The organism is Aquimarina aquimarini (assembly GCF_900299535.1).
Lineage (GTDB): Bacteria > Bacteroidota > Bacteroidia > Flavobacteriales > Flavobacteriaceae > Aquimarina > Aquimarina aquimarini.
The window spans coordinates 33298-58627 of sequence record NZ_OMKE01000013.1 but is presented as its reverse complement, the minus strand read 5'-3'; the positions used below and the strand labels follow the sequence as shown (position 1 = coordinate 58627).

At 32.9% G+C, this 25330-nt stretch carries 28 protein-coding genes and 1 riboswitch; of the genes, 24 read left to right on the top strand and 4 right to left on the bottom strand.

The window, feature by feature from the left end; translation table 11 throughout:
* The first annotated feature begins 42 nt into the window (after positions 1-42).
* From rplU to DG508_RS07880, 3 genes are all read left to right on the top strand, one after another.
* Entirely contained in the window at positions 43-714 is a 672-nt protein-coding gene (gene rplU, locus DG508_RS07890) for a 50S ribosomal protein L21 (protein ID WP_108867628.1), read from the top strand.
* A gap of 67 nt (positions 715-781) precedes the next feature.
* Complete coding sequence (gene rpmA / locus DG508_RS07885; RefSeq protein ID WP_108867627.1) at positions 782-1042, top strand: 50S ribosomal protein L27; 261 nt, start codon at positions 782-784, stop codon at positions 1040-1042.
* Positions 1043-1221: 179 nt separating this feature from the next.
* Positions 1222-1824, top strand: coding sequence for a hypothetical protein (locus DG508_RS07880; protein WP_108867626.1), 603 nt, complete (start codon positions 1222-1224; stop codon positions 1822-1824).
* Positions 1825-2095: 271 nt separating this feature from the next.
* Here DG508_RS07880 and ahcY read toward each other — a convergent pair whose 3' ends face one another.
* Complete coding sequence (ahcY, locus tag DG508_RS07875) at positions 2096-3412, bottom strand: adenosylhomocysteinase (protein ID WP_108867625.1); 1317 nt, start codon at positions 3410-3412, stop codon at positions 2096-2098.
* Between the two features lie 132 nt (positions 3413-3544).
* On the opposite strand from ahcY, the gene DG508_RS07870 reads away from it, so the two are divergent.
* The 8 genes from DG508_RS07870 to DG508_RS07835 all read left to right on the top strand — a co-directional run bounded on the left by DG508_RS07870 (position 3545) and on the right by DG508_RS07835 (position 9949).
* Positions 3545-4183: a 4'-phosphopantetheinyl transferase family protein gene (locus DG508_RS07870; protein ID WP_108867624.1), complete on the top strand. Its 639-nt coding sequence runs from the start codon at positions 3545-3547 to the stop codon at positions 4181-4183.
* A 155-nt stretch (positions 4184-4338) separates the two neighbouring features.
* Positions 4339-4599, top strand: a complete 261-nt coding sequence (locus DG508_RS07865; protein ID WP_108867623.1) for a thiamine-binding protein — start codon at positions 4339-4341, stop codon at positions 4597-4599.
* Positions 4583-5215, top strand: a complete 633-nt coding sequence (pnuC, locus tag DG508_RS07860; RefSeq protein WP_108867622.1) for a nicotinamide riboside transporter PnuC — start codon at positions 4583-4585, stop codon at positions 5213-5215. Before DG508_RS07865 ends, pnuC begins: the two co-directional genes overlap by 17 nt.
* Positions 5176-5736 carry an AAA family ATPase gene (locus DG508_RS07855; protein WP_108867621.1) on the top strand — a complete coding sequence of 187 codons (561 nt, stop codon included), beginning with the start codon at positions 5176-5178 and terminating at the stop codon, positions 5734-5736. Before pnuC ends, DG508_RS07855 begins: the two co-directional genes overlap by 40 nt.
* Positions 5737-5740: 4 nt before the next feature.
* Positions 5741-7306 carry a DUF4301 family protein gene (locus DG508_RS07850; RefSeq protein ID WP_108867620.1) on the top strand — a complete coding sequence of 522 codons (1566 nt, stop codon included), beginning with the start codon at positions 5741-5743 and terminating at the stop codon, positions 7304-7306.
* Entirely contained in the window at positions 7303-7704 is a 402-nt protein-coding gene (gene arfB / locus DG508_RS07845) for an alternative ribosome rescue aminoacyl-tRNA hydrolase ArfB (RefSeq protein WP_108867619.1), read from the top strand. The genes DG508_RS07850 and arfB overlap by 4 nt, the downstream gene beginning before the upstream one ends.
* A gap of 181 nt (positions 7705-7885) precedes the next feature.
* Positions 7886-8221 carry a hypothetical protein gene (locus DG508_RS07840; protein WP_108867618.1) on the top strand — a complete coding sequence of 112 codons (336 nt, stop codon included), beginning with the start codon at positions 7886-7888 and terminating at the stop codon, positions 8219-8221.
* Between the two features lie 372 nt (positions 8222-8593).
* Entirely contained in the window at positions 8594-9949 is a 1356-nt protein-coding gene (locus tag DG508_RS07835; protein WP_108867617.1) for a sigma-54-dependent transcriptional regulator, read from the top strand.
* Here DG508_RS07835 and DG508_RS07830 read toward each other — a convergent pair.
* Positions 9946-12372, bottom strand: coding sequence for a hybrid sensor histidine kinase/response regulator (locus DG508_RS07830; RefSeq protein ID WP_108867616.1), 2427 nt, complete (start codon positions 12370-12372; stop codon positions 9946-9948). The two genes, DG508_RS07835 and DG508_RS07830, sit on opposite strands and share 4 nt — an antisense overlap.
* A 350-nt stretch (positions 12373-12722) precedes the next feature.
* Here DG508_RS07830 and DG508_RS07825 point away from each other — a divergent pair, with 350 nt between their 5' ends.
* From DG508_RS07825 to DG508_RS07780, 10 genes are all read left to right on the top strand, one after another.
* On the top strand, positions 12723-14906 hold the full coding sequence (locus DG508_RS07825; RefSeq protein WP_108867615.1) for a TonB-dependent receptor: 2184 nt from the start codon (positions 12723-12725) through the stop codon (positions 14904-14906).
* 53 nt (positions 14907-14959) lie between these two features.
* A riboswitch (TPP riboswitch) is annotated at positions 14960-15057 on the top strand.
* Positions 15058-15122: 65 nt separating this feature from the next.
* Complete coding sequence (thiS, locus tag DG508_RS07820; protein ID WP_234418200.1) at positions 15123-15344, top strand: sulfur carrier protein ThiS; 222 nt, start codon at positions 15123-15125, stop codon at positions 15342-15344.
* 186 nt (positions 15345-15530) lie between these two features.
* Positions 15531-17390, top strand: coding sequence for a phosphomethylpyrimidine synthase ThiC (gene thiC / locus DG508_RS07815; protein WP_108867614.1), 1860 nt, complete (start codon positions 15531-15533; stop codon positions 17388-17390).
* Between the two features lie 360 nt (positions 17391-17750).
* Positions 17751-18341, top strand: coding sequence for a thiamine phosphate synthase (locus DG508_RS07810; RefSeq protein ID WP_234418199.1), 591 nt, complete (start codon positions 17751-17753; stop codon positions 18339-18341).
* Between the two features lie 5 nt (positions 18342-18346).
* A complete protein-coding gene (locus DG508_RS07805) occupies positions 18347-18853 on the top strand; it encodes a hypothetical protein (protein ID WP_108867612.1) in 507 nt (168 codons plus the stop codon).
* A gap of 35 nt (positions 18854-18888) precedes the next feature.
* Complete coding sequence (locus DG508_RS07800) at positions 18889-19656, top strand: hydroxymethylpyrimidine/phosphomethylpyrimidine kinase (RefSeq protein WP_108867611.1); 768 nt, start codon at positions 18889-18891, stop codon at positions 19654-19656.
* A 61-nt stretch (positions 19657-19717) separates the two neighbouring features.
* Entirely contained in the window at positions 19718-20365 is a 648-nt protein-coding gene (locus tag DG508_RS07795) for a thiamine phosphate synthase (protein ID WP_108867610.1), read from the top strand.
* 1 nt (position 20366) lies between these two features.
* Positions 20367-21140: a thiazole synthase gene (locus DG508_RS07790; protein ID WP_108867609.1), complete on the top strand. Its 774-nt coding sequence runs from the start codon at positions 20367-20369 to the stop codon at positions 21138-21140.
* Between the two features lie 33 nt (positions 21141-21173).
* Complete coding sequence (thiH, locus tag DG508_RS07785; RefSeq protein WP_108867608.1) at positions 21174-22286, top strand: 2-iminoacetate synthase ThiH; 1113 nt, start codon at positions 21174-21176, stop codon at positions 22284-22286.
* Positions 22287-22403: 117 nt separating this feature from the next.
* Positions 22404-22832, top strand: coding sequence for a hypothetical protein (locus DG508_RS07780; RefSeq protein ID WP_108867607.1), 429 nt, complete (start codon positions 22404-22406; stop codon positions 22830-22832).
* On the opposite strand, the gene DG508_RS07775 is transcribed toward DG508_RS07780, so the two are convergent.
* A complete protein-coding gene (locus DG508_RS07775) occupies positions 22829-23266 on the bottom strand; it encodes a hypothetical protein (RefSeq protein ID WP_108867606.1) in 438 nt (145 codons plus the stop codon). The two genes, DG508_RS07780 and DG508_RS07775, sit on opposite strands and share 4 nt — an antisense overlap.
* 185 nt (positions 23267-23451) lie before the next feature.
* On the opposite strand from DG508_RS07775, the gene greA reads away from it, so the two are divergent.
* The 3 genes from greA (at position 23452) to DG508_RS07760 (ending at position 24857) form a co-directional block, all read left to right on the top strand.
* Positions 23452-23928 (top strand): transcription elongation factor GreA, encoded by a 477-nt coding sequence (greA, locus tag DG508_RS07770; protein ID WP_108867605.1) that lies wholly within the window; start codon positions 23452-23454, stop codon positions 23926-23928.
* A gap of 124 nt (positions 23929-24052) precedes the next feature.
* Positions 24053-24442, top strand: coding sequence for an HIT family protein (locus tag DG508_RS07765; RefSeq protein WP_108867604.1), 390 nt, complete (start codon positions 24053-24055; stop codon positions 24440-24442).
* Between the two features lie 4 nt (positions 24443-24446).
* Positions 24447-24857, top strand: a complete 411-nt coding sequence (locus tag DG508_RS07760) for an acyl-CoA thioesterase (RefSeq protein WP_108867603.1) — start codon at positions 24447-24449, stop codon at positions 24855-24857.
* A 3-nt stretch (positions 24858-24860) separates the two neighbouring features.
* On the opposite strand, the gene DG508_RS07755 is transcribed toward DG508_RS07760, so the two are convergent.
* Positions 24861-25226 (bottom strand): hypothetical protein, encoded by a 366-nt coding sequence (locus tag DG508_RS07755; RefSeq protein WP_108867602.1) that lies wholly within the window; start codon positions 25224-25226, stop codon positions 24861-24863.
* Positions 25227-25330 lie beyond the last annotated feature (104 nt).

Here is a 25330-nt window from a genome sequence, read left to right as displayed (position 1 = left end):
GGCAGTTCTTTATTTACAAAATAATTAATTAAACGTTACGCTATGTACGCAATTGTAGAGATAGCAGGGCAGCAATTTAAGGTTGCAAAAGACCAAAAAGTGTTTGTACACCGTTTAGCAGGAGAAGAAGGAGACAAAGTTTCTTTTGACAAAGTTCTTCTTGCCGCAGATGGAGACAATGTTACTTTAGGCGCCCCAGCTATAGATGGAGCTCAAGTAGGAGCAAAAATCACAAGACACCTTAAAGGTGATAAAGTTATTGTTTTCAAGAAAAAGAGACGTAAAGGATACCGTGTTAAGAATGGTCACCGTCAATCTCTTACAGAAATTGTTATCGAGAGTATTGTAACTTCTGGAGCAAAGAAAACAGCAGCTAAAAAAGCTGAACCAAAAGCTAAGGCAGCAGCACCTAAGAAAACAGAGGCTAAGCCAAAAGCAGAAAAGAAATCTACTGTAAAAGGTGATGATCTTAAAAAAGTTGAAGGAATCGGTCCTAAAATTGCCGAAATATTCAATAATTCAGGGATCAATACATTTGCAGATCTTGCAGGAACAGATGTAGAAAAGCTAAAAGAAATTTTAGCAGAAGCAGGTTCTCGTTACGCTTCAAAAAACCCAGGATCATGGCCAAAGCAAGCAAAGATGGCTGCTGATGGTAAATGGGATGAGTTGAAAGAATGGCAGGATAACCACAAAGGTGGTATAGAAAAATAAACGTTTAATTTTTTTACCAAATCTCTATCTTGCTTTAGATAGAAGGTGAAATTTAAAAATATGTATTATGGCTCATAAAAAAGGAGTTGGTAGTTCAAAAAACGGTAGAGAATCAGAATCGAAACGCTTAGGTGTTAAGATATTTGGTGGACAAGCTGCCGTGGCTGGAAACATCATTGTAAGACAAAGAGGTACAGCCCACAAGCCAGGTGAAAATGTATACGCTGGTAAAGATCATACCCTGCACGCAAGAGTAGATGGTATTGTAAAGTTTACTAAAAAGAAAGATGATAAATCATATGTTTCAATAGTTCCTTTTGAGGCATAGAGAATTTTTTCTTTGTAATATAAAAAAACCTTTCAAGATATCTTGAAAGGTTTTTTTTATGTTTTTTCTTTAATGTGTAGCGGCTAATTTTCAAGTTTTATAAATTAAGTATTTGAAGTATTCTCTTTTTTTACTAAAAAAGAAATATCTTTAGTTGTGATAAATTTAAAAACCTAATTATGAAAAAAATAGTGTTAGTTACAATGCTAATGACCCTTACACTTTCTTTTGGGCAAAAACGAAAAGATATAGAAGGGAGTATTAAAAATTTAAAAGGAATTACAGAATACAAATTAGTGTTTGATTATGAAAACCTTAAAGTTCATAAATTTGATACAGAAGAAGAGTTTTTGAAAGATAAAATGGATAAGCGAGAAGAGAAGAATGTTGGTGGTGGAGAGAAATTTAAAAAATCTTGGTTTGCTGATCGTGAAAATTTATATGAACCAAAGTATATAGAGTCATTCAATAAGCGTTTTGATGGTGGAGCTGTAAAGGTTGGAAAAGATATAAAAAATGCTAAGTATACAATGAAGGTTAAAACAACGTGGATTTATCCAGGCTATAATGTTGGTGTTGTAAAACAGCCGTCTAAAGTAAATGCAACAATCATTATATACGAAACTGCTAATCCTGATAAAATAGTATTCTCTACAAAATATTTTAAGGTTCCTGGGAGTAATTTTTATGGAGCCGATTTTAACTCAGGATATAGAATAGCTGAGAGTTATGCTAAACTAGCAAAAGAAATGGCAAAATACATTCTTAAAAAGGCAAAGTAATAGTAATACCATTTCCAACTTAAATTTAATCAATAAAACCGCTCCTTTTTGTCTAATGTTTCAAAATAAAACACAACCATAGCCCTGCTATGCTTGATTTTTCTTTTTTATTTAAGTCAAAAACCCATCATTTTTCTTATGAGTAAATTTAAATCAGAATTGGTATAATCTGGGAGCTTAAAATTACTAGCAAAAGAAAGTAAAACAATAAAAAAGTCTCTTTTCAAAGGAAGAAAAGAGACTTTTTTATTTATAAAATCAGATGCTTTTTTTAGTATCTGTAATATTCTGGTTTAAATGGCCCTTCAACGGTAACACCAATATATTCTGCTTGATCTGGTCTTAAGGTTTCTAGTTCTACTCCTAGACGTGCCAAGTGTAGTTTTGCAACCTTTTCATCAAGATGTTTAGGTAGCATATACACTTCATTTTTATAGTTTTCTTTATTGTTCCAAAGCTCTATTTGTGCCAAGGTTTGGTTGGTAAATGAGTTACTCATCACAAAACTTGGATGCCCAGTAGCACAACCAAGATTTACCAAACGACCTTCAGCAAGGATAATGATATCTTTGCCATCAACAGTATATTTATCAACTTGAGGTTTGATTTCATCTTTTGTGTCTCCGTAGTTGTCATTTAACCAAGCCATATCTATTTCATTATCAAAATGACCGATATTACAAACGATAGCTTTGTCTTTTAATGCTTTAAAGTGTTTTCCTTGTACAATATCCTTGTTTCCAGTAGTAGTAATAACAACATCAGCATTACCAATTACAGTTTCTAGTTTTTTTACTTCAAAACCGTCCATTGCTGCTTGTAGTGCACATATAGGGTCGATCTCAGTAACAGTTACTATTGATCCAGCTCCTTTGAAAGAAGCGGCAGAACCTTTACCAACGTCACCATATCCACAAACAACTACACGTTTACCAGCGAGCATTGTGTCTGTAGCACGCCTAATAGCATCAACAGCACTCTCACGACACCCGTATTTGTTATCAAATTTTGATTTGGTTACAGAGTCATTTACATTGATAGCAGGCATAGGTAGTGTTCCGTTTTTCATTCTTTCGTATAAACGGTGTACGCCAGTAGTTGTCTCTTCAGATAAACCATTAATGCCACTAACTAGTTCAGGGTATTTGTCTAATACCATATTGGTAAGATCACCACCATCATCAAGAATCATATTAAGTGGCTTTCTGTCTTCACCAAAAAATAAAGTTTGTTCGATACACCAGTCAAATTCTTCTTCGTTCATTCCTTTCCAAGCATATACAGGTATACCAGCATCTGCAATTGCAGCAGCAGCTTGATCTTGAGTAGAAAATATATTACAAGAACTCCATGTAACTTCTGCACCTAGAGCTTGAAGTGTTTCTATCAATACGGCCGTTTGGATAGTCATGTGAAGACAACCTGCAATACGAGCACCTTTAAGAGGTTGCTCATCTTTGTATTCTTCACGAAGAGACATTAATCCAGGCATTTCTGCTTCGGCTAATTCGATTTCTTTTCTTCCCCAGGCAGCCAAAGAAATATCTTTTACCTTGTAAGGAACATAAGGTACTGTTTTGGTACTCATAGTTTTTATTTTATGTTTATAAAGCGCATTCTGGCATTTTGCACTAATTTGTTCTAAATTCGCCTTTCGAAAAAATTAGAAAAAACTTCTTTTTTCGGTTTGCAAAGGTACGTAATAACTTTAAGAATCTAAATGCCTCTTTACAAAACTATAACAGTAGATCAAAGCACTAATGTGTTGATTTGGAAGATCGAAGAATCGTATGAGTCTCTATGTGAAGGAATAGAATTAACAACCCATTGCCAAAACAGAGTAAATGGCATGAAATCAGAGATGCATCGCAGAGCCTTTATGAGTGTGCGGCATTTACTAGCTATATTTGGGTATACCGATCACGATCTTTATTATGATGAATTTGGCAAACCACATCTTACAGATGGTAAGCAAATATCGATTACCCATTCATACGAATTTGCAGGAGTTATTGTTAGTGATAAGCCAGTAGGGATTGATATCGAAAAACAAAGAGAAAAAATACAAAGGATAGCACATAAATTTGTAAACGAATTCGAAAACGAATCAATAACAAAACGAGATTTTGATAAAACTCGAGCACTTACAGTAATATGGGGAGCCAAAGAGTCGTTATATAAACTGTATGCCACCGCAGGATTGAGTTTTGAGCAGCATATTTTTATCTCACCGTTTGAATTGGAATATCCTTTTGTTTATGGAGCTATTAGCTATAAAGATCAAATCAGTCATTATGATTTGAGTTTTTTGGAGTTTGAAGGCTTTACATGTGTATATGCTCAACAAGCTATAGAATAGTAATAAATTGTATATAAGTAGTTGTAGTATAGAAGTTGTGATAAACGTTCAAAAGCAATATTCATTAGATAGATTTCTATGAGATATTTTAGGTTTAAATTATTGACAATACTTACTTTCGTAGTTTTGTAACCATATATTTTATTGTAAAGAAGATGCAAATATCAATAGAACTTACCCTTACCCCACTTCAAAATGATTTTGAAGAACATATCATACGTTTTATAAAATGTTTGCGTGCGTCTGATTTTAAAGTTTTAGAAAACCCTTTAAGTACTCAGATTTATGGCGAGTATGATAAGTTGATGACTTTTCTTACTCAGGAAATAAAAAAAGCATTTGGTGCTATGGATCATGTTTTAGTACATATGAAAATGGTAAAAAGTAATAGAAGCGATTATGAGCCCTTTTTTTGATTTTTTCTTCGGACAGTATTCAGAATATTCAAATTTGCATATAACACTTGAAATTATTGCTGCATTTTTAGGATTCTTAAGTGTGCTCTTTGCTTGGCTTAATAAAATATGGGTATACCCAACTGGGATTATAAGTACTTCTATTTATGTGTATTTGTTATTAGAATGGTCCTTACTAGGTGATATGATGATTAATGTGTATTATTTTATAATGAGCATTTATGGGTGGTATGTGTGGACTCGAAAAGTAGATGAAGTAAGTGTTACTCCTATTTCTAAAACAACTTCTGAAGAAGATAACATAGCTATAATAATATTTATTATGACGATACTTTTTGTATTTGGGGTTTATGTTGTTTTTGATAAGCTGAATGATTGGCCAGCATATATTGATACTTTGACTACAGCAATATTTTTTGTAGGAATGTGGCTCATGGCAAAAAGAAAAATAGAGAACTGGATATTTTGGATTATTGGAGATATTATTTCGGTACCATTATATTTTTATAAAGGATTTACATTTACGAGTCTACAGTATTTATTATTTACTGTAATTGCAATTTTTGGATATATTACATGGAAGAAAAGCTTAGACAAGACCCCAGTGATTGCATAAAAGTAGTGTTGTTTGGTCCAGAATGTACTGGCAAGACTACGCTATCCCAGCAATTAGCTTCATATTATGATACGCAATGTGTTTCTGAGTATATGCGGGAATATCTACAAGAAAAATGGGATAAAACTAAAGAAGTATGTGTTTTTGATGACCTGATTCCTATAGGAGAAGGGCAAATGAGATTAGAAAATGAAGCAGCTACAAAAGCAAATAAGGTTTTGTTTTGTGATACCAATCTTTTAGAGTTAAAAGTGTATTCAGAAGCTTATTATGATGGAGCTGTACCTGAAAAACTTAACAAAATTTCATTAGAAAATGTTTATGATTTGTATCTTTTGACTTATATTGACATACCTTGGGTTGCTGATGACCTGAGAGATAAGCCCCATGAGAGAGAGGAAATGTTTTTGAGATTCAAAGAATGTCTGGAGCATAATAATCTTCCGTATATTGTCATAAAAGGAGACAAAACATCTCGTTTTGAGAAAGCAATAAGACATATTAGCCAACTAATAATATAGAAAAGTGAATATAACAGATAAAGATATAAAGTTAATCAAGTCAAAAGGGTTAACCGTAGATAAAGTGTTTTCACAAATAGAAATTTTTAAGAATGAGATTCCTTTTGTTGCTTTGCGAAGTGCCGCAACATTGGATAACGGGATTTTAAAACTATCAGAACATTATCAATCAGAACTTACTAAGTTGTATGATTCTAGAGTTGAAAACCTAGAGACAATAAAGTTTGTGCCTGCTTCTGGTGCAGCGACCCGTATGTTTAAAGATTTGTTTAGATTTCTTGATAACTATGATTTTAAGAAAGAGAGTTTAAACTCTTATACAAATCATGAAAAGGCAAACGCGATACGGCTTTTTCTTATAGGCCTAGAGAAGTTTCCGTTCTATGCCACAATTATGGAAAAGGTGAAAAATGCATACCCAAAATTTCAATCCCTTTCTGAAGGGAAACAATTGTATATTTTTGTAGAAATGATGCTAAAGGAAAAAGGATTGAATTATGGTACTTTTCCTAAAGGGCTATTTCCTTTTCATAAATATACAGATAGTATTTCAACTTCTTTTGAAGAGCATTTGTATGAAGCAGCAGGATATAATACCAATGATAAAGGAGAGTCAACCTTACACTTTACTATTTCCAAAGATCACCTCGACGCTTTTAAAGAAGAGTTTGAAAGAATAAAAAAAAAAGTAGAAAAAAAGACCAATACAAGTTTTAGGATTACCTATTCTTTTCAGAAACCCGAAACAGATACCATTGCGGTAACAGAGGATAATGAACCTTTTAGAAAAGAAGATGGTTCTCTTTTGTTCAGGCCTGGAGGGCATGGGGCATTGATTGAGAATCTTAATGATTTGGATGCAGATATTATTTATATAAAAAATATAGATAACGTTGTGGTGCGTAAATATCAAGATGAAGTTTCTGCCTATAAGAAGATATTAGCAGGTAAATTGATAGAAGTTCAGGATGAGGTGTTTAGGATTCTAAATGCAATTGATCAACAGAACCCATCAGAAGCAGAGTTGATAGATATAAAGAAATTCTTGGTTAAACAGCTTAATGTGAGATTACCATTGGATTTTGATAAATTTTCGGAGAAATATAAACTTCAATTCTTGAGAGAATCCTTAGATAGACCTATCCGTGTTTGTGGAATGGTAATTAATGAAGGAGAGCCAGGTGGAGGACCGTTTTGGGTTAAGGATGAAAATGGAAGGCAGGTTTTGCAAATTATCGAAGCCCCCCAAATAGATAAGTCAGACCGTAGACAAGCTGATATTCTGGGGCGTGCAACCCATTTTAACCCAGTAGATTTGGTGTGTGGAGTGCGAGACTATCAAGGCAAGAAGTTTGATTTACTTCAATATGTAGATCCTGAAGCTGGATTTATCACAGAAAAAACGATGGATGGAAAAATCCTAAAAGCATTAGAACTCCCTGGATTATGGAATGGAGCAATGTCAAATTGGATTAGTGTTTTTGTAGAAGTACCTCTTACAACGTTTAATCCTGTAAAGACAGTAAATGATTTGCTTAAATCGGCTCATCAGGTAACACTTTTTTCATGAATACTTCATTGATTATTAGTGAATTAAAGTTTAAAGCTATTCGAAGTTCAGGAGCAGGAGGTCAGCATGTAAATAAGGTGTCTTCAAAAATTGAATTAACTTTTGATATAATGGCATCAAAAGGATGTACCGATGATGAAAAATTAAGACTCTCTCAAAAATTATCTTCAAGATTGACCAAGTCAGGGATTTTATTATTACAATGTGGTGATAGTAGAAGTCAGCATAGGAATAAAGAGATGGCGATAAAACGATTGTTCTCTATACTTAGAGCAAATCTTCAAAAGCCAAAAAAAAGGAAGCCAACCAAACCTTCAAAATCTACCATAAAAAAACGTATGGAAGCCAAGCAAAAAAAGTCCTTAAAGAAAGCGAATCGCAGAAAACCTCTTTTTTAAAAAACGCGTAATATTTCTACACTTTTGTGTGGATTCTACATATTTGTTTACTTTTTGTTAAAGATATGTGTGATTGTAACTATTTGTAAGTCAGTGATTTGAAATAGTTATTGTGAGATATCTGTGTTTGGAACAATTATTACTCTTTATATAAGAGTAAAAATAATTCAGTTAACCCAAAATGAAAAAGTTACCAATGATAGTAGCGATTGTAGTAAGTATCTTTTCGGCGCAGGGTGTTGTAGCTCAGGACGAATTAGCCGTTCTAGAAGATGATCTCGTAATCCGAGAATACGAATATGAACAACAAGAATATACTGAAATCAATATTGTAGAATTGCCATTATCAATCCAAGAAGCAGCGGCTAGAGATTTTCGTCATTTGAGGATTGTTAAAGTATATATATCAAAAGATAATACGTACAAGATCGTCCTACAAGATGAGAATGACAGTACAAAAGTTGTATTTGCAAGTACTAATGGCAAATGGATAAAGCCAAACAACAATAAATCTTAAATCTAGGGGTAGAAAAAGAATATCGTTTTGCAACCAAGGACGATATAAAGTTGTTTAGTGCTAAAAAAGAGGCTCAATCCCAAGGGTCTCTTTTTTTATGTTTTTATTTCAACTAAGATTTTTAAATCGTAATTTTATGCAATGTAGCTAAATTTACCTAAATTTATTATGGTGTAGGTTGATTATAAGCTGATTGATGGTTGATGTCATTTTTGTGAAAACAGGAAAAACCCTAAGCAATAATGTTTAGAAAAGATCTTTGTTTTATGCTGCAAAGAGAAATAGTGCGATTATTTAATAATTAAGAAATTAAATGATGGGTTTCGATGTGAAAATCAAATGTCTCGCATCGATTACGTTAAATTATAAAATATGTCTAAAATACTTATCATTGAAGATGATGTAGCCTTTTGTACAATGCTAAAAACATTTTTGCAAAAGAAGGATTATGAAGTGTTTACAGCGTTTTCGGGTAATGAGGCTATCCCAAAAATAAAGAAAGAAACTTTTGATGTTGTACTAGCAGATGTGAGATTGCCTGATATTGATGGGATTGCTATATTAGATGAGGTTCTAGAGAATAGCTCAGAAACTCAGGTTATTATAATGACTGGCTATGCAGAAGTGAATAAGGCAGTTAGTGCAATAAAACAAGGAGCTTTTGATTATGTTTCAAAACCATTTAATCCAGATACGATACTCCAAACGATAAAAAAAGCATTAAAAAGCAACGCTACAACTAGTGTAGTGCCAAAGAAGCAAGAAGTAAACTGTACTCAAAATACATCAAAAAAAACAAGTGCTTCTTTTGTGAGAGGAGTAAGTGATGCTTCAAAAAAATTAAATGAATACGTGGCGCTTGTTGCTCCAACCCGAATGTCTGTTTTGGTTATTGGGGATAGTGGTACAGGTAAAGAATATGTAGCAAGTAGTATTCATAAAGCAAGTAAACGTGCTGATAAACCCTTTGTGGCTGTAGACTGTGGAGCAATACCTAAAGAAATTGCATCTAGCGAGTTCTTTGGACATATTAAAGGGTCGTTTACAGGGGCTGTAAATGATAAAGTTGGTCATTTTGAAGCCGCAAACGGAGGAACTCTTTTTCTTGATGAAATAGGTAATTTGAGTTATGAATTGCAAGTTCAGTTGTTAAGAGCACTTCAAGAGCGTAAGATTAAACCTGTAGGGAGTAATAAAGAAATTGAAGTAGACATTAGAGTGATTGTTGCGACCAATGAAGATCTTAGTCATGCTGTAAAAGAAGGTGATTTTAGAGAAGATTTGTATCATAGATTGAATGAATTTTCAATCAAAGTTCCACCTTTGAAAGATAGAATAGAAGACTTAATGCTTTTTGCAAATCATTTTCTCGAAGAATCAAATATAGAATTAGAAAAACATGTTGTAGGTTTTGCTGATGAAGTTCTAGAAGCTTTCAAAAAATATAATTGGCCAGGAAATCTAAGAGAATTAAAAAATATTGTAAAACGCTCTGTTCTTCTTTCGCAGGGAGATATGATTGTGTTAAGTATTTTGCCTAATGATATAGCATATGCCTCTCATAATTCAAAACAAACCTATGGCTTGTTTAAAAATCAAAATGAACAAGAATTAATTCTTGATGCTTTAGAAAAAGCAAATGGAAATAAAGCTAAGGCTGCTAGAATGCTTTCTATAGACCGTAAAACACTATACAATAAATTAAAACAGTACGATATTAGCCTTTAGTTTTCGATCTTTAATTTATTAATTAAGCCTTCGATTTTTATAATACTATCACTTGTTATTTTAAGAATAGCGTCTTTGCTGAGGTGATATTGCTCAGGATGTTCTAATTTTTCAAGAATAGGAACAACTTCTTTTGCTTTGATCTGCTTAAACATAGGAAGCATTTTATGAGCAATCTTTTTAATTTGAGAAATATCTTTTTTCTTTACTATTTTTTTTAATTGATGAAGGTTATCAATGGTGCTTTCATAAAATGTATCAAGAATGGTATAAAGAGACTCAGAATCGCCATGAGCAAAAAGCATTAGGTCATTAAGAGAATACTCTTCATCAGATGAATCATTATTTGCTGTATTGTTGTAGTTTGCCAAGTCGATATTAATGACCATTGCGATAAGGTCAATTAATTCCTTGGGGGCATATGGCTTTTGTAAATTACCAGCAAACCCAGCTTTTTGGTATTCTAGAAAAGAAGTGTCAGTTCTACCTGATAATGCAATAACAGGTAAATTAGTGTGATTTGTATTACTTTTTATGGATTCCAAAAGTATAAACCCATCCATTTTTGGCATTTGTATGTCAGTAAGTACAAGATCATAAGAATTATCTTGTAGTAGAGAAAGAGCCTCAACACCATTTTTACATAGGTCATAAGCCAATCCTGCCAGAGAAGCCACTTCACTAGTCAATGCTAATTGACTTGGGTCATCATCGACAATCAATACTTTCTTATTGGTGAAGCTCTGTATTTTTGTAATCTCTGGTTCCTCCTCAGGGGTTAATAAATCCGACCCTTTGAGAGGGATATAAAAAATAAATTCACTACCAATATTAGGAGTACTATATAATTCGATTTTACCACGTAAGAGTTTGATGATTTTCTTGGTAATAGCGAGTCCTAATCCAAAACCGCCATACCTTTTTTCAGTAGTATCATCACCTTGAGAAAACTCTTCAAAAATATGATGTTGTTGCTCCTTTGTAATTCCTATTCCAGTATCTTTTACAGATACAATCAATTGTTTTTCAGATAAACCATTTTCGGTAGTTTTACTTTCAATGGTTATAGCTCCTTCATCAGTAAATTTATATGCGTTATTAACCAGGTTTGTTAATACCTGTTTTATTCTGAATGGATCACCTAGATATTGTTTTTTTAATTGGGGGTCTGTTATGATGTTGATTTTTAGGTCTTTTTTATCATCAATGGGAATAACACTAGATATTGTATTTTCTATTAATTTTTTTGGGCAAAAAGGCAATTCTTCAATAACCATTTTTTCTGCTTCTAGTTTGGATAAATCAAGAAGGTCATTTACTAGATGAAGAATGTAATCAGATGATTTTTTGAGATGGCCAAGATAATGCTTCTGCTTGTTGTCTAGCCCTGTTCTTTCTAATAAATCAGAATAACCAATAACTGTGTTTAGAGGGGATCGTAAATCATGGGTAACCGTATTAATTAGAGATTCTCGGGTTTTTAAAAGAGACTCTGTATATGTTTTTTCAGCTTCAAGTTCATTCCTGTATTTTTGACTTTTTGATACATCTTTGGTAATCAAAAAGAGAAATATGATAGCAATCAAAAAACTGATTGCAGCAATAATAAGAATGATGTCAGAAGTATTGTTAAGAACTTGATTTGAAGCTTCGAGACGAGTTAGATATCTGTTTCTTTCATTTCGATCTATAGCCGCAAGCAAATCTCTTAATTGTTTTGTAATGATCTGATCATTTTTGAGAAGATTGTTCTCTTTTTGTGTGATCTCACGACGATATTTTTTGTCCTTTTGTTCAAGTTCGGTAAGGACTTGTCTTACAGAAGTTGCAAGAGAATCAACAGTTTGATTTGTTAGCCGTTTGGCATTATCCTTCTTAGTCAACTCTAAAATATTGATTAATTTCCTTCTAGTACGAGGGTCATACTCTTTAAATCGAATGTTGTAATTGGTATACCCGTCAAAACTTTTATTTACTTTTTTGAGCTCATCAATAGCAGTTTCATATAACCCTTTTTGTTTTCGTTGTTCATAAATTTTAATGAGAGCTTCGAGGTTTTTGTTTTTACTATCAATAAGATACTTAATACTATCAATTTTTCGAGTTTGTAGGGTGTCATAAGATATCTCAGAAACTTTATTGATTGTTTCAAGTATGGTATCTATTTTAGTTTTATAAGTAGCGAATTTCTTGACATCAGAAGTTTGAATAATATTTCTTGTTAAGCTTTCTGCCTCATATAGACCAGTTATAGCTTCTCCAACAAGAAAGAGTTTTTCGTTGTTTTGGTTTTTGATTTCTGCAATTTGAGTATAATTGTTTAACTGTTGGCGAATTACCCAAAAAGTAGTAACAGCAAGCACTCCTGCCAGAAGGTAGCCCGCTATAATTTTGAAAGTAACTGATCTTTTTGTATTCTTCATGACCCCTTTATAACTTCAAAAAACTAGAAGCATTGTTTTACAATAAATAAAGTTACAATAAATCAATAAAACATATTACTTTTGCGCAGAAATCTCAAAGGGGTGCTTTTCTTAGTTTTGAGGTAAGACAGGGGATATTACATATGTATCAACTTTTTACTTTTGACAATGAATGGCTGAGATCATACCCAATGAACCTGGGCAGATAATGCTGCCAAGGGAGTGCTAGACCATGATTTTATAATTGGTAAGCAATATAAAATTGGAAAGTGTTTTTTTAAAGAACATTTTAAAACAACTATTTTTAAAACTGAATAATAACCCCTTTTATTCGTATAGCATATTTACGAATGAAAAATATATTATTTTATCTTACAGTTTTCTTATTGAGTGTAAATCTAGTAGCTCAGGAAAAACAAATAGATTCAATTCAATCTGAAATTGAAAAATTAGATGAGGTTTTAGTAAAATCAGTACGCGTAGAAGCAGATTCACCTGTTACTCATTCTAATGTATCAAAAGAAGAACTTGCAACGCGTAATCTTGGTCAAGATGTTCCATTTTTATTAAATTATCTCCCCTCTGTAGTATCCACTTCAGATGCAGGAGCAGGGATAGGATACACCTCTATACGAGTTAGAGGGAGTGACGCATCAAGAGTCAATATAACTTTAAACGGTATTCCGTATAATGATGCAGAGAGTCAAGGTACTTTTTGGGTGAATTTACAAGATTTTGCCTCTTCTATAGAAAGTCTTCAATTACAACGAGGCGTTGGAACGTCTACCAATGGATCAGGAGCATTTGGAGCAAGTGTAAATATCCTTACAGATGCAGTTTCAGAAATTGCCAATGCAGAAATATCAAATTCGTTTGGATCATTTGCAACAAGAAGGCATAATGTAAAATTTAGTACAGGGTTAATCAATAACAATATAGAAATTGCAGGGCGTTTATCAGCTATTGCTTCTGATGGGTATATAGACCGTGCTTCTTCTGATTTAAAATCGTATTTTTTGCAGGGAGCTTATGTAGATAATAACACACTGGTCAAAGCAATTACTTTTGGAGGCCATGAAGTGACATACCAAGCATGGGACGGAATAGGTGAAAAAACATTAAAAGAAAATAGAACATTTAACCCTGTAGGAGAATATACAGATGAAAACGGAGAAACACGTTTTTATGACAATGAAGTAGATGATTATAAACAAGATCATTATCAATTACATTGGAATCAGAAATATAATAAAAACTGGTCTACAAATCTAAGTTTGAACTATACCTATGGAAGAGGTTTTTTTGAACAATATAAAGAAGATCAGAATTTTGCAGACTATGATTTTACTCCTGTTGTAAGTAGTGTAGATACGATTAATACAACAGATTTGGTACGTCGTAAATGGTTAGATAATGATTATTATGTAATTAATGCATCTGCCAATTATAAAAATGATCAAGTAGATATAGATTTTGGAGGGTTTTATAGCCTCTATGATGGAGATCATTTTGGAGAAGTAATATGGGCTCAAAATGCTGGGGGCTCTGAATTAAGAGATCAATATTACTTTGGAAATGGAAAGAAAGATGAAATTACCTTTTTTGGTAAAACAACCTATAGGGTTAATGAAAAATGGAGTGCCTTTTTAGATCTTCAAGGACGTTTTGTAAGTTATGAGTCAACAGGGCAAACTTCTGATCGTATTCCTCTGGAAGTTGATAAGAGTTATGAATTTTTTAACCCTAAATTAGGAGCAACATATCAATTTAATGACTCAAATCATATGTATGTATCATATGCTAGAGCAAATAGAGAGCCCAGAAGAAGTGATTTTGAAAAAGGAATAGATACTGAAGAAAGATTGAATGATATAGAATTAGGATGGCGATTGGTAAAAAATAAAATAGAAGTTAATACCAATGTGTACTACATGTGGTATAGAGATCAATTAGTGCTTACAGGAGCCTTAGACGATGTAGGAAATCCAATTAGAGAAACAAGTGGTGAGAGCTATCGTTTAGGAATCGAAATTGATGCAAACATTATTCTTTCTGATAAATTTACCATCAAACCTAATATTGCATTAAGTACCAATAAGAATAGAGATTTTGTTACTTCAAGGAATGGAAGTTTAATCAACCTTGGAGATACAAACTTATCTTACTCTCCAAATATTGTAGCAGGTAATATGATTGTTTATAGTCCTTTAAAAAACCTTCAATTAGGGTTTCTCTCTAAGTATGTTGGAGAACAATATATGGGTAATATAGATAGTGAAAACTCTAAGCTAGATGGATTCTTTGTAAATGACTTGAACATTGTTTATGAAATCAAAAACATCCCAGTATTCAAGTCAATAGTATTAACAGGATTGGTAAATAATATCTTTGATGCAACCTATGAATCCAATGGGTATTTTTACACCTATGATGATCGAGATGAAGATACTGGAGCAGTGACAACTAATGAAGGTGCAGGGTTTTATCCACAAGCAGGAATTAACTTTTTGCTGGGAGCAACATTAAAATTTTAATAAAAACTCAAGCTTAAAAGTAATTTTAAGCTTGAGTTTCATTACTTTTACAACATAAGCTTTAGGGGTGGATTTGCGATGCAAGTTCTGAGAAAAACCCTTTGAACCTGACACGGTTAGTACCGGCGAAGGGAAAAGTTAATTTCACATATATAGATACGATGTCTATTTATGTGAATTTTCTTCTTCAAAATAGGTAAATACTGCCTAAAGTTTATGGAATTAATTTTTTTTAAAATGACCATAAACATTAATAACAAACAACAATCTATTTCAGAAAATAGCTCGATATCTACCGTATTAGAACAATTACATATTGTGACCAAGGGGATAGCAGTAGCAATTAATAATGAGATCATTGCAAAAGAAAATTGGGGCAAGACCCATTTGCAACAAGAAGATCAGGTAACCATTATAAAAGCTACTCAAGGAGGATAAAGATTAGTTTGTATGCTTTGCATTAGAACTTGTTATGAAGTTTAAAATTTGATACAGCATAACATTGTTACTGTGTTTTGAAACAGTTTGAGCTGTAATAAATCGTTTAATGCATAAAGCAAATTTGTAATAAAAAAATGGCAGATGCCAGATAGTTACTAAATACATATATCAAAACGTTATAAAATGAAGAAAAAAGATACCGCTCCGCAAGAAAAAGTAATTTCTACCAAGCCGTTTCCTAATTCTAAAAAAATCTATGTGCCAGGAGAAATTCATCCACAAATTAATGTTGCTATGCGCGAAATTTCTTTGGATGATACCACAGATAGTTTTACAGGGAAAAAGATACCAAATCCACCCGTAACGGTATATGATACTAGTGGCCCCTATACCGACCCATCAAAAGAAATCAATGTACATGATGGTATCGAACCTATACGAGAACAATGGATTTTGGATCGTGGAGATGTAGATGAATTAAGTAGTTTTTCTTCAGAATACTGTAACAAAAGATTAAATGATTCTAGTTTAGACCACTTACGATTTAACCATCTACGTAAGCCTAAACGTGCAAAAAAAGGAAAAAATGTTTCGCAAATGTATTATGCAAAGCAAGGAATCATTACCCCAGAGATGGAGTATATAGCCATTCGTGAGAATCAAAAACTGCAAGAAGTAAAACAATTGTCTAAACAACACCCAGGACAAGATTTTGGAGCAAGTATTCCAGAGGTTATTACACCAGAATTTGTAAGAGAAGAAGTAGCTAGAGGTCGTGCTGTAATACCATGTAATATCAATCATCCAGAAAGTGAACCTATGATCATAGGCAGAAACTTCTTGGTAAAAATAAATGCCAATATAGGTAACTCTGCAACGACATCAAGTATAGAAGAAGAAGTAGAAAAAGCAGTATGGGCATGTCGTTGGGGAGCAGATAATATTATGGACCTTTCTACAGGAAAAAATATTCACGAAACTCGAGAATGGATCATACGTAATTCACCAGTACCTATAGGAACGGTACCTATATACCAAGCCTTAGAAAAAGTAAACGGTAAAGCAGAAGATTTAACCTGGGAAATTTTTAAAGACACATTGATTGAGCAGGCAGAGCAGGGAGTGGATTATTTTACAATTCATGCAGGAGTGCGATTGGCTTACGTGCCAATGACTGCCAAAAGAATTACAGGTATTGTTTCTCGTGGAGGATCAATTATGGCAAAATGGTGTTTGGCACATCACAAAGAAAGTTTCCTATACACACATTTTGAAGAAATCTGCGAGATATTAAAAGCCTATGATGTGGCTTTTTCTTTAGGAGATGGCCTACGCCCAGGATGTATTGCAGATGCTAATGATGAAGCACAATTTGCAGAATTAGAAACCCTTGGTGAGTTGACAAAAATTGCATGGAAACATGATGTGCAAACTTTTATAGAAGGACCAGGGCATGTGCCTATGCATATGATCAAAGCTAATATGGATAAGCAGTTAGAGGCTTGTGGAGAAGCTCCTTTTTATACATTAGGGCCATTAACCACTGATATTGCGCCAGGATATGATCATATTACCTCAGGAATTGGAGCAGCTATGATTGGTTGGTTTGGTACTGCAATGTTATGTTATGTAACTCCTAAAGAACATTTGGGATTACCGAATAAAGAAGATGTACGTACAGGAGTGATTACCTATAAATTGGCAGCACATGCAGCTGATTTGGCCAAAGGGCATCCAGGATCACAACATAGAGATGATGCATTGAGTAAGGCGCGTTTTGAATTTCGTTGGGAAGATCAATTTAATTTATCTCTCGACCCTGAATTAGCAAGAGAATACCATGATGAAACCCTACCAGCAGAAGGAGCAAAAATTGCACACTTTTGTAGTATGTGCGGACCTAAGTTTTGCTCAATGAAAATATCTCAGGAAGTAAGAGAATATGCAGCAAAAAAAGAATTAGATAGTCAAAAAGTATTTGAAACAGGTATGAAGGAAAAAGCAGAAGAATTTAAAGACAAAGGAAGCGAAGTATACCTGTAAGTAAACTATATGTATAGAAGAGTGAAATTGTGAAATATACTATGAACTTATTTAAGGTTTTTTAATTTGCTAAAAAACTGCTGTTTTCAGCGCTATTTTCGTCTTTTTTTTTCTTCCGTAGCGATGCTATGCAACTCAAAAAGGACTTCAAGAGAACTAAAAACTTCTAATTTTCGCTTAAATCCAAAAATCTTAAATGAGTTCTATATAGATGTTTTGAAAAAAAATTCAAAACTTCCTCTTTACTCACTAAGCGAGGTTTTAATGCTCCGAAGCTTGCTTCAAAATTAAAGCTTCGTTTTAAACGAATATTTTGTGGGCTTATTTCGAGGCCAGTTTATTTAATTTTCTAAATCAAAAATGATGCTAATTGTACTTACTTCAGAAAGAGAAATAGAGAAAGAAGCTAATTATATCAATGAGTTATTCAAGAATGGATTAGAAATAATACACTTGCGTAAACCTACCTTGGATATAGAAGGTTATAGAACATTACTCCATAAGGTAGAAGCTAAATATTATAATCGAATAATGCTACATCAATACCATGAGTTGTATCACGAGTTTAATTTGAGAGGAATTCATATTCAAGAACAACCACGACTGGATTTAGGAGATAACCTTCAAGGATATATCCTTGATTATCAAAGTAAAGGGGCGAGAATAAGTAGTTCTTTTCATACCAAAGAAGATATTGAAAATTGTCAAGTTGATTTTGAATACGTTTTGCTTAGTCCCGTATTTAGCTCAATCTCTAAAGCTGGATATAAAGGAAAAGGGTTTGATGTTACAGATATGAACAAGTTTGTAGTAGGAATGGGGGGAATTAATAAAGATACATTACAAGCAACATTTGATTTGGGATATTCAGGTGTAGGCGTTCTGGGTGGTGTATGGAATTCTGAAAACCCAATACGTAGTTTTGTAGAAATAAAAGAAAAATTAAATTAATATCTATGAGAATATTAATGATAGTAGTAGCGGTAATGTCAATAAATTTTGTTCACGCCCAAGATAAAAAGGTTGAGAAAGATTCTACAGTTGTCCATGAGTTGACAATCAATAAAGATAGCTTTGGATCCTATCCCGCAGTAATACTTGATATAGATACCCATAAGTTAATAAAGTTAAATGCAGGAGCAACAGAAGAAGAAGTTTTTAAAAGTATCAAAGTAAAGAATGGCTTTTTTATAGAACCGAGTGATCCTGAATTTGCTTCAATTAGTACGGATGGACCTGATGTAAATCCAAGATTAATAGTGCATGAATCAAATAGTCTAGAAATTACTTTAGAAGAGGTTGAAAAGTTGGATGTCGTTAGTTCACGATTAAGAAGAGAGAGTATTAAAACTGGAGTGTTGTTTATTGTCAAAACGTATAAAGGGATATTTTATAAGTTTCAGATTGTTTTATTTGATGCAGAAACAAAGGAAATAAAATTAAGGTATGAAAAAATTGAATAGGAATGTAGCAATTTTAAAACTGTAGATATAATAGTATGATAAAACGTCCATACATACTTACTATTGCAGGTTTTGATCCATCAAATGGAGCAGGCCTTACCGCAGATATCAAAACTTTTGAAGCACTCAAAGGATATGGGTTGGCAGTTTGTACCGCAAATACAGTTCAGAATGATGTAGAGTTTAAAGAATGTCATTGGGTAGATATAGCAGTAATCAAAAATCAAATAGACATATTGTTTGATCGTTTTGTGATTGATGTGGTCAAAATCGGAATTGTTGAAAACTGGAAGGTGCTAAATGAAATTATAGATGTTTTATTAGAAAAAAATAAAAATATTAGGATTGTTTTGGATCCAGTATTAAAATCAAGTTCAGAATTTGAGTTTCATTCCTTAGGTTCAGAGAATAATAACGCTAACAAAATAGTTGAAGAAATAACAAAAAAAATCTATTTGTTGACGCCTAATTATCATGAAATAGAAAAGCTATACACAGATAAAACGATTGAAGAAACAGTAAAACACATTAGTGATAAGTGTAATCTGTTTCTCAAAGGAGGGCATAGAGATAAGGATATAGGAAAAGATGAGTTGTTTACTATAAATAGAAAACATTTTGTGTTGAATCCTAAAGGAAAAAATATAGCTGAAAAACATGGGAGTGGTTGTGTGCTGTCATCAGCAATTGCAATGTATCTGGCGCAAGGTTTTTCTTTGTTGCAATCATGTTTCAGAGGAAAGAGATATACCGAAAAAGTATTGAGTTCTAATACTAGCTTGTTAGGATATCATAGGGTTTAGAAAGTAAATAAATAAAAAAGGGTGGTAAAAGTAATTTACAACTCTATAAATAATAAAATAAATGATTGAGCTTCAGTATATATCACAAGGAGAAACGCCTCAAGAGCATCTATATAATATAGAAGAAGTTTGCAAAAATGGAGGCAAATGGATACAGTTACGTATCAAGAATGAAGAAAGGATTACACATCTTAAAACAGCAATGCGATGTAGAGATATCTGTGATCAATATGGAGCAATCATGGTTGTCAATGATAGTATAAGTGTGGCCAAAGTAGCTATGGCAGATGGAGTGCATTTAGGACTTAATGATACATCACCAGAAGAAGCTAGAAAAATCTTAGGAGATAATTTTATTATTGGGGGTACAGCTAATACGATAGAAGACTGTATACAACAGATTCGTGCAGGAGTTGATTATATAGGTTTAGGCCCCTATAAATATACAAATACTAAAAAGAATCTAAGTCCAGTACTAGGGCTAGAAGGTTACAGAAATATTATAGAAGAATTGCATGGTAAAAATATAGAAATACCTGTCGTTGCAATAGGAGGGATTACAGAGGCAGATATCCCTGATCTCATAAAAACAAAGGTTACAGGAGTTGCAGTCTCAGGAATGTTAACTCGTCAAGAAAATCTTGAACAAAAGATTAAAAATATAAAAAAGAATATCCCCCAACAATTGGTTAATAATAGTTTTAAATAAAATGGATAAACTAAAAATTGCAGACAAAGAGTTTTCGTCACGTTTGTTTACAGGAACAGGAAAATTTAGCTCCTCTCAATTAATGAGAGATGCATTGCTTGCATCAGAAAGTGAATTGATTACAGTAGCATTAAAACGAGTTGATGTAGATAATGAAAAAGATGATATATTAAATCATTTGACTCATTCTAGAATTAGTTTGCTGCCAAATACATCAGGAGTACGTGATGCCAAAGAAGCAATTTTTGCTGCGCAATTGGCAAGAGAAGCACTAGAGACCAATTGGGTAAAATTAGAAATTCATCCAGATCCAAAATATTTATTACCCGATCCCATAGAGACACTAAAAGCGGCAGAAGAATTAGTGAAAAAAGGATTTGTAGTAATGCCTTATATCCATGCAGACCCAGTTTTGTGCAAACGATTAGAAGAAGTAGGAGTGCAATGTGTAATGCCATTGGGAGCACCTATAGGAAGTAATAAAGGATTAAAAACACTAGAGTTTTTAGAGATTATAATAGACCAAAGTAATGTTCCTGTAATTGTAGATGCAGGAATTGGGAGCCCTTCGCATGCAGCGCATGCTATGGAAATTGGGGCAGATGCAGTATTGGTAAATACAGCTATTGCAGTATCTCAACAGCCTATAGTGATGGCACAAGCTTTTAAAATGGCTGTAGAAGCAGGTCGAATGGCTTATAATGCAAAATTAGCCCCAGTAAAACAACATGCAGAAGCAAGCAGTCCGCTTACAAGTTTTCTCTCAGAAAAATAGGTAGCGTAGAAGCTTAATAGGTAAAATAGCATAATGAAATCTTTTAAAAATATATTTGAGCAATACGATTGGGATGAAGTACTATCTAGTATTTATTCTAAAACAGAAAATGATGTTGTTCATGCGCTATCCAAGAGCAAAAGAGATCTTGAGGATTTTAAAGCGCTAATTTCGCCAGTTGCAAAGCCATATTTAGAGCAAATGGCACAGATGAGCAGTAATATTACCAAAAAGAGATTTGGAAATACGATTCAAATGTATGCTCCTATGTATTTGAGTAATGAGTGTCAGAATATTTGTACATATTGCGGTTTTAGTATGACCAATAAAATCCCCAGAAGAACATTAACCGATCAAGAGATTTTAAAAGAAGTACGTTTTTTAAAATCAAAAGGATATGATCATATCCTTTTGGTTACAGGAGAAGCCAATAGAACAGTAGGAGTAGATTATATAAATAATGCAATACGATTAATTCAATCAGAATTTGCAAATATTACTATTGAAGTACAACCCCTGCAACAACAAGAATATGAAACCTTAATTGATAGTGGCCTTTATGCAGTATTAGTATATCAGGAAACGTATCATAAAGAAGAATATAAAAAACACCACCCCAAAGGAAGAAAATCTAATTTTGATTATCGGTTAGAGACTCCAGATCGATTGGGTAAAGCAGGAATTCATAAAATCGGATTAGGCGCTTTATTCGGATTAGAAGATTGGAGAGCTGATAGTTTTTTTACAGCATTGCATCTACATTACTTGCAAAAAGAATATTGGAAAACAAAATACTCTATATCGTTTCCTAGACTTAGACCCCACAGTGGAGGGTTGGAGCCAAAAGTAGAAATGAAAGATGCAGATTTGGTACAATTGATATGTGCTTTTCGTTTGTTGGATGAAGATGTAGAATTATCAATGTCTACAAGAGAAAGCGAAGTATTTAGAGAAAATATTGTGAATCTTGGGGTTACTTCGATAAGTGCAGAATCCAAAACTAATCCAGGGGGATATGCAGTGGCACCACAATCCCTAGAACAGTTTGAGATTTCTGATGAGCGTACTACAGAAGAGGTCGTGCAAATGCTTAAAAACAGAGGATTAGAAGTCGTTTGGAAAGATTGGGCTTATAATTGGCAGTAATAATGATATCTTTACAGATGTAAAACTCAGAAAAAGAAAAAATAGATCAATGGCATAAGTATGTTGATGTATAATTGATTGATTTTTAAATTCTGTCGAGTTTTTTTAAGTAGCGTAATGAAAAGAATAAATGTGTTTTTAAATAGAACTTTGCCATATGCAGTAATGCCTATGCTTCTCCTTGCCTTGTTTTGTAGCCTCCCTGTATATGCACAACAAGATTGTGATATAAAAACAGGAAAAAGACAAAATGAATGGTTGGTAAAAGTTGATTTGGATTCATCGATCATGCTCAAAGATTCTTTAAGCATATTTTTACAAACATTTAAGTTTAACAATTACAGAGATAAAGGGATAACAAAAGCAAGGGCAGATTTGCAGTTATCTAAAGGTAATAAATGTGGCGAAATACGAGTTGCTATACATGGGGTAAATGGTAAACAAGAAGAAACAACAACTATCTCATTTTGGGAAGAATATAAATTTGAACTCAAAAGTTTTGACTATAATTCTGTAATTATTCTTGTTTCTAAAAAAACACATTAATTAGTGATAAACAAGGTGTTTCCATTCCTACGTATATTGTATCGTCGTAATCCAAATTGACCTGCCCCTGTTCCTGAAGTTTTTTGTCCTGTAATTATATTATAGCTATTCCCGTCCTCACAATTACAAGTAGAAGTATGGCCAACGATTTTTTGAGTAGAACAAGAACTAGGAGAATGGTTGGGATCACTCAACTCAAAGGCTGCATATTGAGTATTGTTAATATTATAAATAATGATTCCTTTAATACTCCCATTTTCAGAGTAATCTATAATGTGACCATCTGGAAATTTAAGAGGATTAAATTGAGGTAAATTCAAATTAATTTGATAATTAATACTAGAAGGAGGCAAGAATTGATTATTATCTCTGTTGTCATCACTGCTACAGGATACAATAAAAAAAGTGATAATTATAAATAGAATTTTTTTCATCTTATTGTGTTTATTATCTGTTAGTGATAATATTAGTCTTCACTAGTTTTTATACGTTGTTTTATTACGTAATTATTGTGTGGGCAAATTACGTAAATTTGAGGTCTTCCGTAAATTTTTTGTTATCTTTGAATAACAAATCCCATTCTTATGGGATTTTTTGTATTTATATAAACGATGAAGTTATGAGCAAAGTATCTTATTATACTGCAGAGGGGCTAAAAAAATTAAGAGACGAAGTAGGTCAACTTAAGGATATAGAACGCCCCAAAGCTTCTCAGGCAATAGCTGAGGCACGTGATAAAGGCGATTTAAGTGAAAATGCCGAATATGATGCCGCCAAAGAAGCGCAAGGATTGTTAGAAATGAGAATTTCTAAATTAGAAGAAACCCTTGCAAACGCTCGCTTAATAGACGAATCTCAATTAGATACGTCTAAAGCGCTTATACATTCTACTGTAAAGATCAAGAACCAAACAAATGGTGCAGAAATGACCTATAAACTGGTAGCGCAAAGTGAGGCAGATCTAAAAACAGGGAAAATATCAGTAGACTCTCCTATCGGAAAAGGTTTATTGGGTAAAAGTGTAGGTGAAATAGCAGAAATACAAGTACCTAATGGTATTATGAAATTTGATGTAGTAGAGATTACCAGAGAATAAAGAAGTAATTTCTTGGAAATGTAAAAAAAGCCTTTTTTATTTTTTAAAAAAGGCTTTTTTATGAGATAAAATTAAGGATAAATAAAGTATATTTCGGAACCGTAACCCAGCTAAAATTTAATTAATGTCTACCTTATTTACCAAAATCATAAAAGGTGAGATCCCCTCCTACAGGATTGCCGAAGATGATAAACATTATGCCTTTTTGGATATTAATCCAAACGCAAAAGGACATACACTATGTATTCCTAAAAAAGAAGAAGATAAAATTTTTGACCTAGAAGAAGATGAGTACCTAGAGTTAATGCGATTTTCTCATAAAGTAGCTAAGGCTCTAGAGAAAACAGTTTCTTGTAAGCGAGTAGGAATTGCCGTTGTAGGCCTAGAAGTACCTCATGCACATGTGCATCTTATTCCAATAAATGAAATGAAAGAAATGACTTTTCAGCATAAAGTTTCTATGTCAGATGTAGATTTTAAAAAACTGGCAGAAGAAATTCAATCTAATTTATAGATATATGCAGGAATCGGATTTTAAATTATCATTAAAACTTCGAATTGATTGGAGTGAGATGGATACCTATCAACATGTGAATAATGTGAATTTCATGAAATACATGCAAAGTGCACGAGTTCAATTTTGGGAGGTAACAGGATTAGCAAAACTATATGCCGAAACTAAAAAAGGACCTATGCTGGTATCTACTCATTGTGATTTTAAGAATCCACTTTTTTTTCCAGGAAATGTATTGATACAAACCAAAGTAGCGTTTATTAAAAACTCTAGCTTTGGTTTGTATCATGAATTATATAATGATGAAGGAGTGTTATGTGCAGAAGGTCATGATGTAGCTGTTTGTTTTGATTTTAATACCAACGCCACTTTTGTGATTACAGATGAATTGAGACAGCTTATGAAGCAATACTAATTTTTAGATACTCATACTAAGTAGATGAGGTTGAAAAAAGTAAAGATACCCTACAGTTGCGATACCTATAATCAATAGAAGTAATAAGTAGAATAGTTTTGTAAATCGCAATGAGCCAGATGTTTGAGGGATTGTTTTTTTATGGTAATCATATACTCTTTCTATATCTATTGTCCATTGACCAGGAAAGATTTCGCTTTCACATTTTTTACAATTAATATTTTCAACAATGTTATTTTTGGTTTTGACCATAAACTTTGAGGATACTCTTTTTTGTTTAAAAGAAAGTACCATACCGTCTGTAGAATAACACTCGGGGCAATTATTAGTAAGAGCTGCTTCTTTTAATATAATATATTCGGTTTTCACAGTACATAGATTTAGTTCAATAGAAACTGTATAACGTTGCGAAAAAAATATTGTTATATCAAATTACCAAAATTGAAGTGTAACATAATAAGTGATGATTTTAA

What these genes read in the sequence shown, in the direction of transcription:
- greA (WP_108867605.1), top strand. Translation starts at nt 23,452, where the DNA reads ATGAGCAAAGTATCTTATTATACTGCAGAGGGGCTAAAAAAATTAAGA.
- rpmA (WP_108867627.1), top strand. Translation starts at nt 782, where the DNA reads ATGGCTCATAAAAAAGGAGTTGGTAGTTCAAAAAACGGTAGAGAATCA.
- DG508_RS07790 (WP_108867609.1), top strand. Translation starts at nt 20,367, where the DNA reads ATGGATAAACTAAAAATTGCAGACAAAGAGTTTTCGTCACGTTTGTTT.
- rplU (WP_108867628.1), top strand. Translation starts at nt 43, where the DNA reads ATGTACGCAATTGTAGAGATAGCAGGGCAGCAATTTAAGGTTGCAAAA.
- DG508_RS07775 (WP_108867606.1), bottom strand. Translation starts at nt 23,266, where the DNA reads ATGAAAAAAATTCTATTTATAATTATCACTTTTTTTATTGTATCCTGT.
- DG508_RS07865 (WP_108867623.1), top strand. Translation starts at nt 4,339, where the DNA reads ATGCAAATATCAATAGAACTTACCCTTACCCCACTTCAAAATGATTTT.
- thiS (WP_234418200.1), top strand. Translation starts at nt 15,123, where the DNA reads ATGGAATTAATTTTTTTTAAAATGACCATAAACATTAATAACAAACAA.
- DG508_RS07855 (WP_108867621.1), top strand. Translation starts at nt 5,176, where the DNA reads ATGGAAGAAAAGCTTAGACAAGACCCCAGTGATTGCATAAAAGTAGTG.
- arfB (WP_108867619.1), top strand. Translation starts at nt 7,303, where the DNA reads ATGAATACTTCATTGATTATTAGTGAATTAAAGTTTAAAGCTATTCGA.
- DG508_RS07760 (WP_108867603.1), top strand. Translation starts at nt 24,447, where the DNA reads ATGCAGGAATCGGATTTTAAATTATCATTAAAACTTCGAATTGATTGG.
- DG508_RS07795 (WP_108867610.1), top strand. Translation starts at nt 19,718, where the DNA reads ATGATTGAGCTTCAGTATATATCACAAGGAGAAACGCCTCAAGAGCAT.
- ahcY (WP_108867625.1), bottom strand. Translation starts at nt 3,412, where the DNA reads ATGAGTACCAAAACAGTACCTTATGTTCCTTACAAGGTAAAAGATATT.
- DG508_RS07765 (WP_108867604.1), top strand. Translation starts at nt 24,053, where the DNA reads ATGTCTACCTTATTTACCAAAATCATAAAAGGTGAGATCCCCTCCTAC.
- DG508_RS07870 (WP_108867624.1), top strand. Translation starts at nt 3,545, where the DNA reads ATGCCTCTTTACAAAACTATAACAGTAGATCAAAGCACTAATGTGTTG.
- DG508_RS07830 (WP_108867616.1), bottom strand. Translation starts at nt 12,372, where the DNA reads ATGAAGAATACAAAAAGATCAGTTACTTTCAAAATTATAGCGGGCTAC.
- thiH (WP_108867608.1), top strand. Translation starts at nt 21,174, where the DNA reads ATGAAATCTTTTAAAAATATATTTGAGCAATACGATTGGGATGAAGTA.
- pnuC (WP_108867622.1), top strand. Translation starts at nt 4,583, where the DNA reads ATGAGCCCTTTTTTTGATTTTTTCTTCGGACAGTATTCAGAATATTCA.
- DG508_RS07805 (WP_108867612.1), top strand. Translation starts at nt 18,347, where the DNA reads ATGAGAATATTAATGATAGTAGTAGCGGTAATGTCAATAAATTTTGTT.
- DG508_RS07780 (WP_108867607.1), top strand. Translation starts at nt 22,404, where the DNA reads ATGAAAAGAATAAATGTGTTTTTAAATAGAACTTTGCCATATGCAGTA.
- DG508_RS07810 (WP_234418199.1), top strand. Translation starts at nt 17,751, where the DNA reads ATGATGCTAATTGTACTTACTTCAGAAAGAGAAATAGAGAAAGAAGCT.
- DG508_RS07880 (WP_108867626.1), top strand. Translation starts at nt 1,222, where the DNA reads ATGAAAAAAATAGTGTTAGTTACAATGCTAATGACCCTTACACTTTCT.
- thiC (WP_108867614.1), top strand. Translation starts at nt 15,531, where the DNA reads ATGAAGAAAAAAGATACCGCTCCGCAAGAAAAAGTAATTTCTACCAAG.
- DG508_RS07835 (WP_108867617.1), top strand. Translation starts at nt 8,594, where the DNA reads ATGTCTAAAATACTTATCATTGAAGATGATGTAGCCTTTTGTACAATG.
- DG508_RS07840 (WP_108867618.1), top strand. Translation starts at nt 7,886, where the DNA reads ATGAAAAAGTTACCAATGATAGTAGCGATTGTAGTAAGTATCTTTTCG.
- DG508_RS07800 (WP_108867611.1), top strand. Translation starts at nt 18,889, where the DNA reads ATGATAAAACGTCCATACATACTTACTATTGCAGGTTTTGATCCATCA.
- DG508_RS07825 (WP_108867615.1), top strand. Translation starts at nt 12,723, where the DNA reads ATGAAAAATATATTATTTTATCTTACAGTTTTCTTATTGAGTGTAAAT.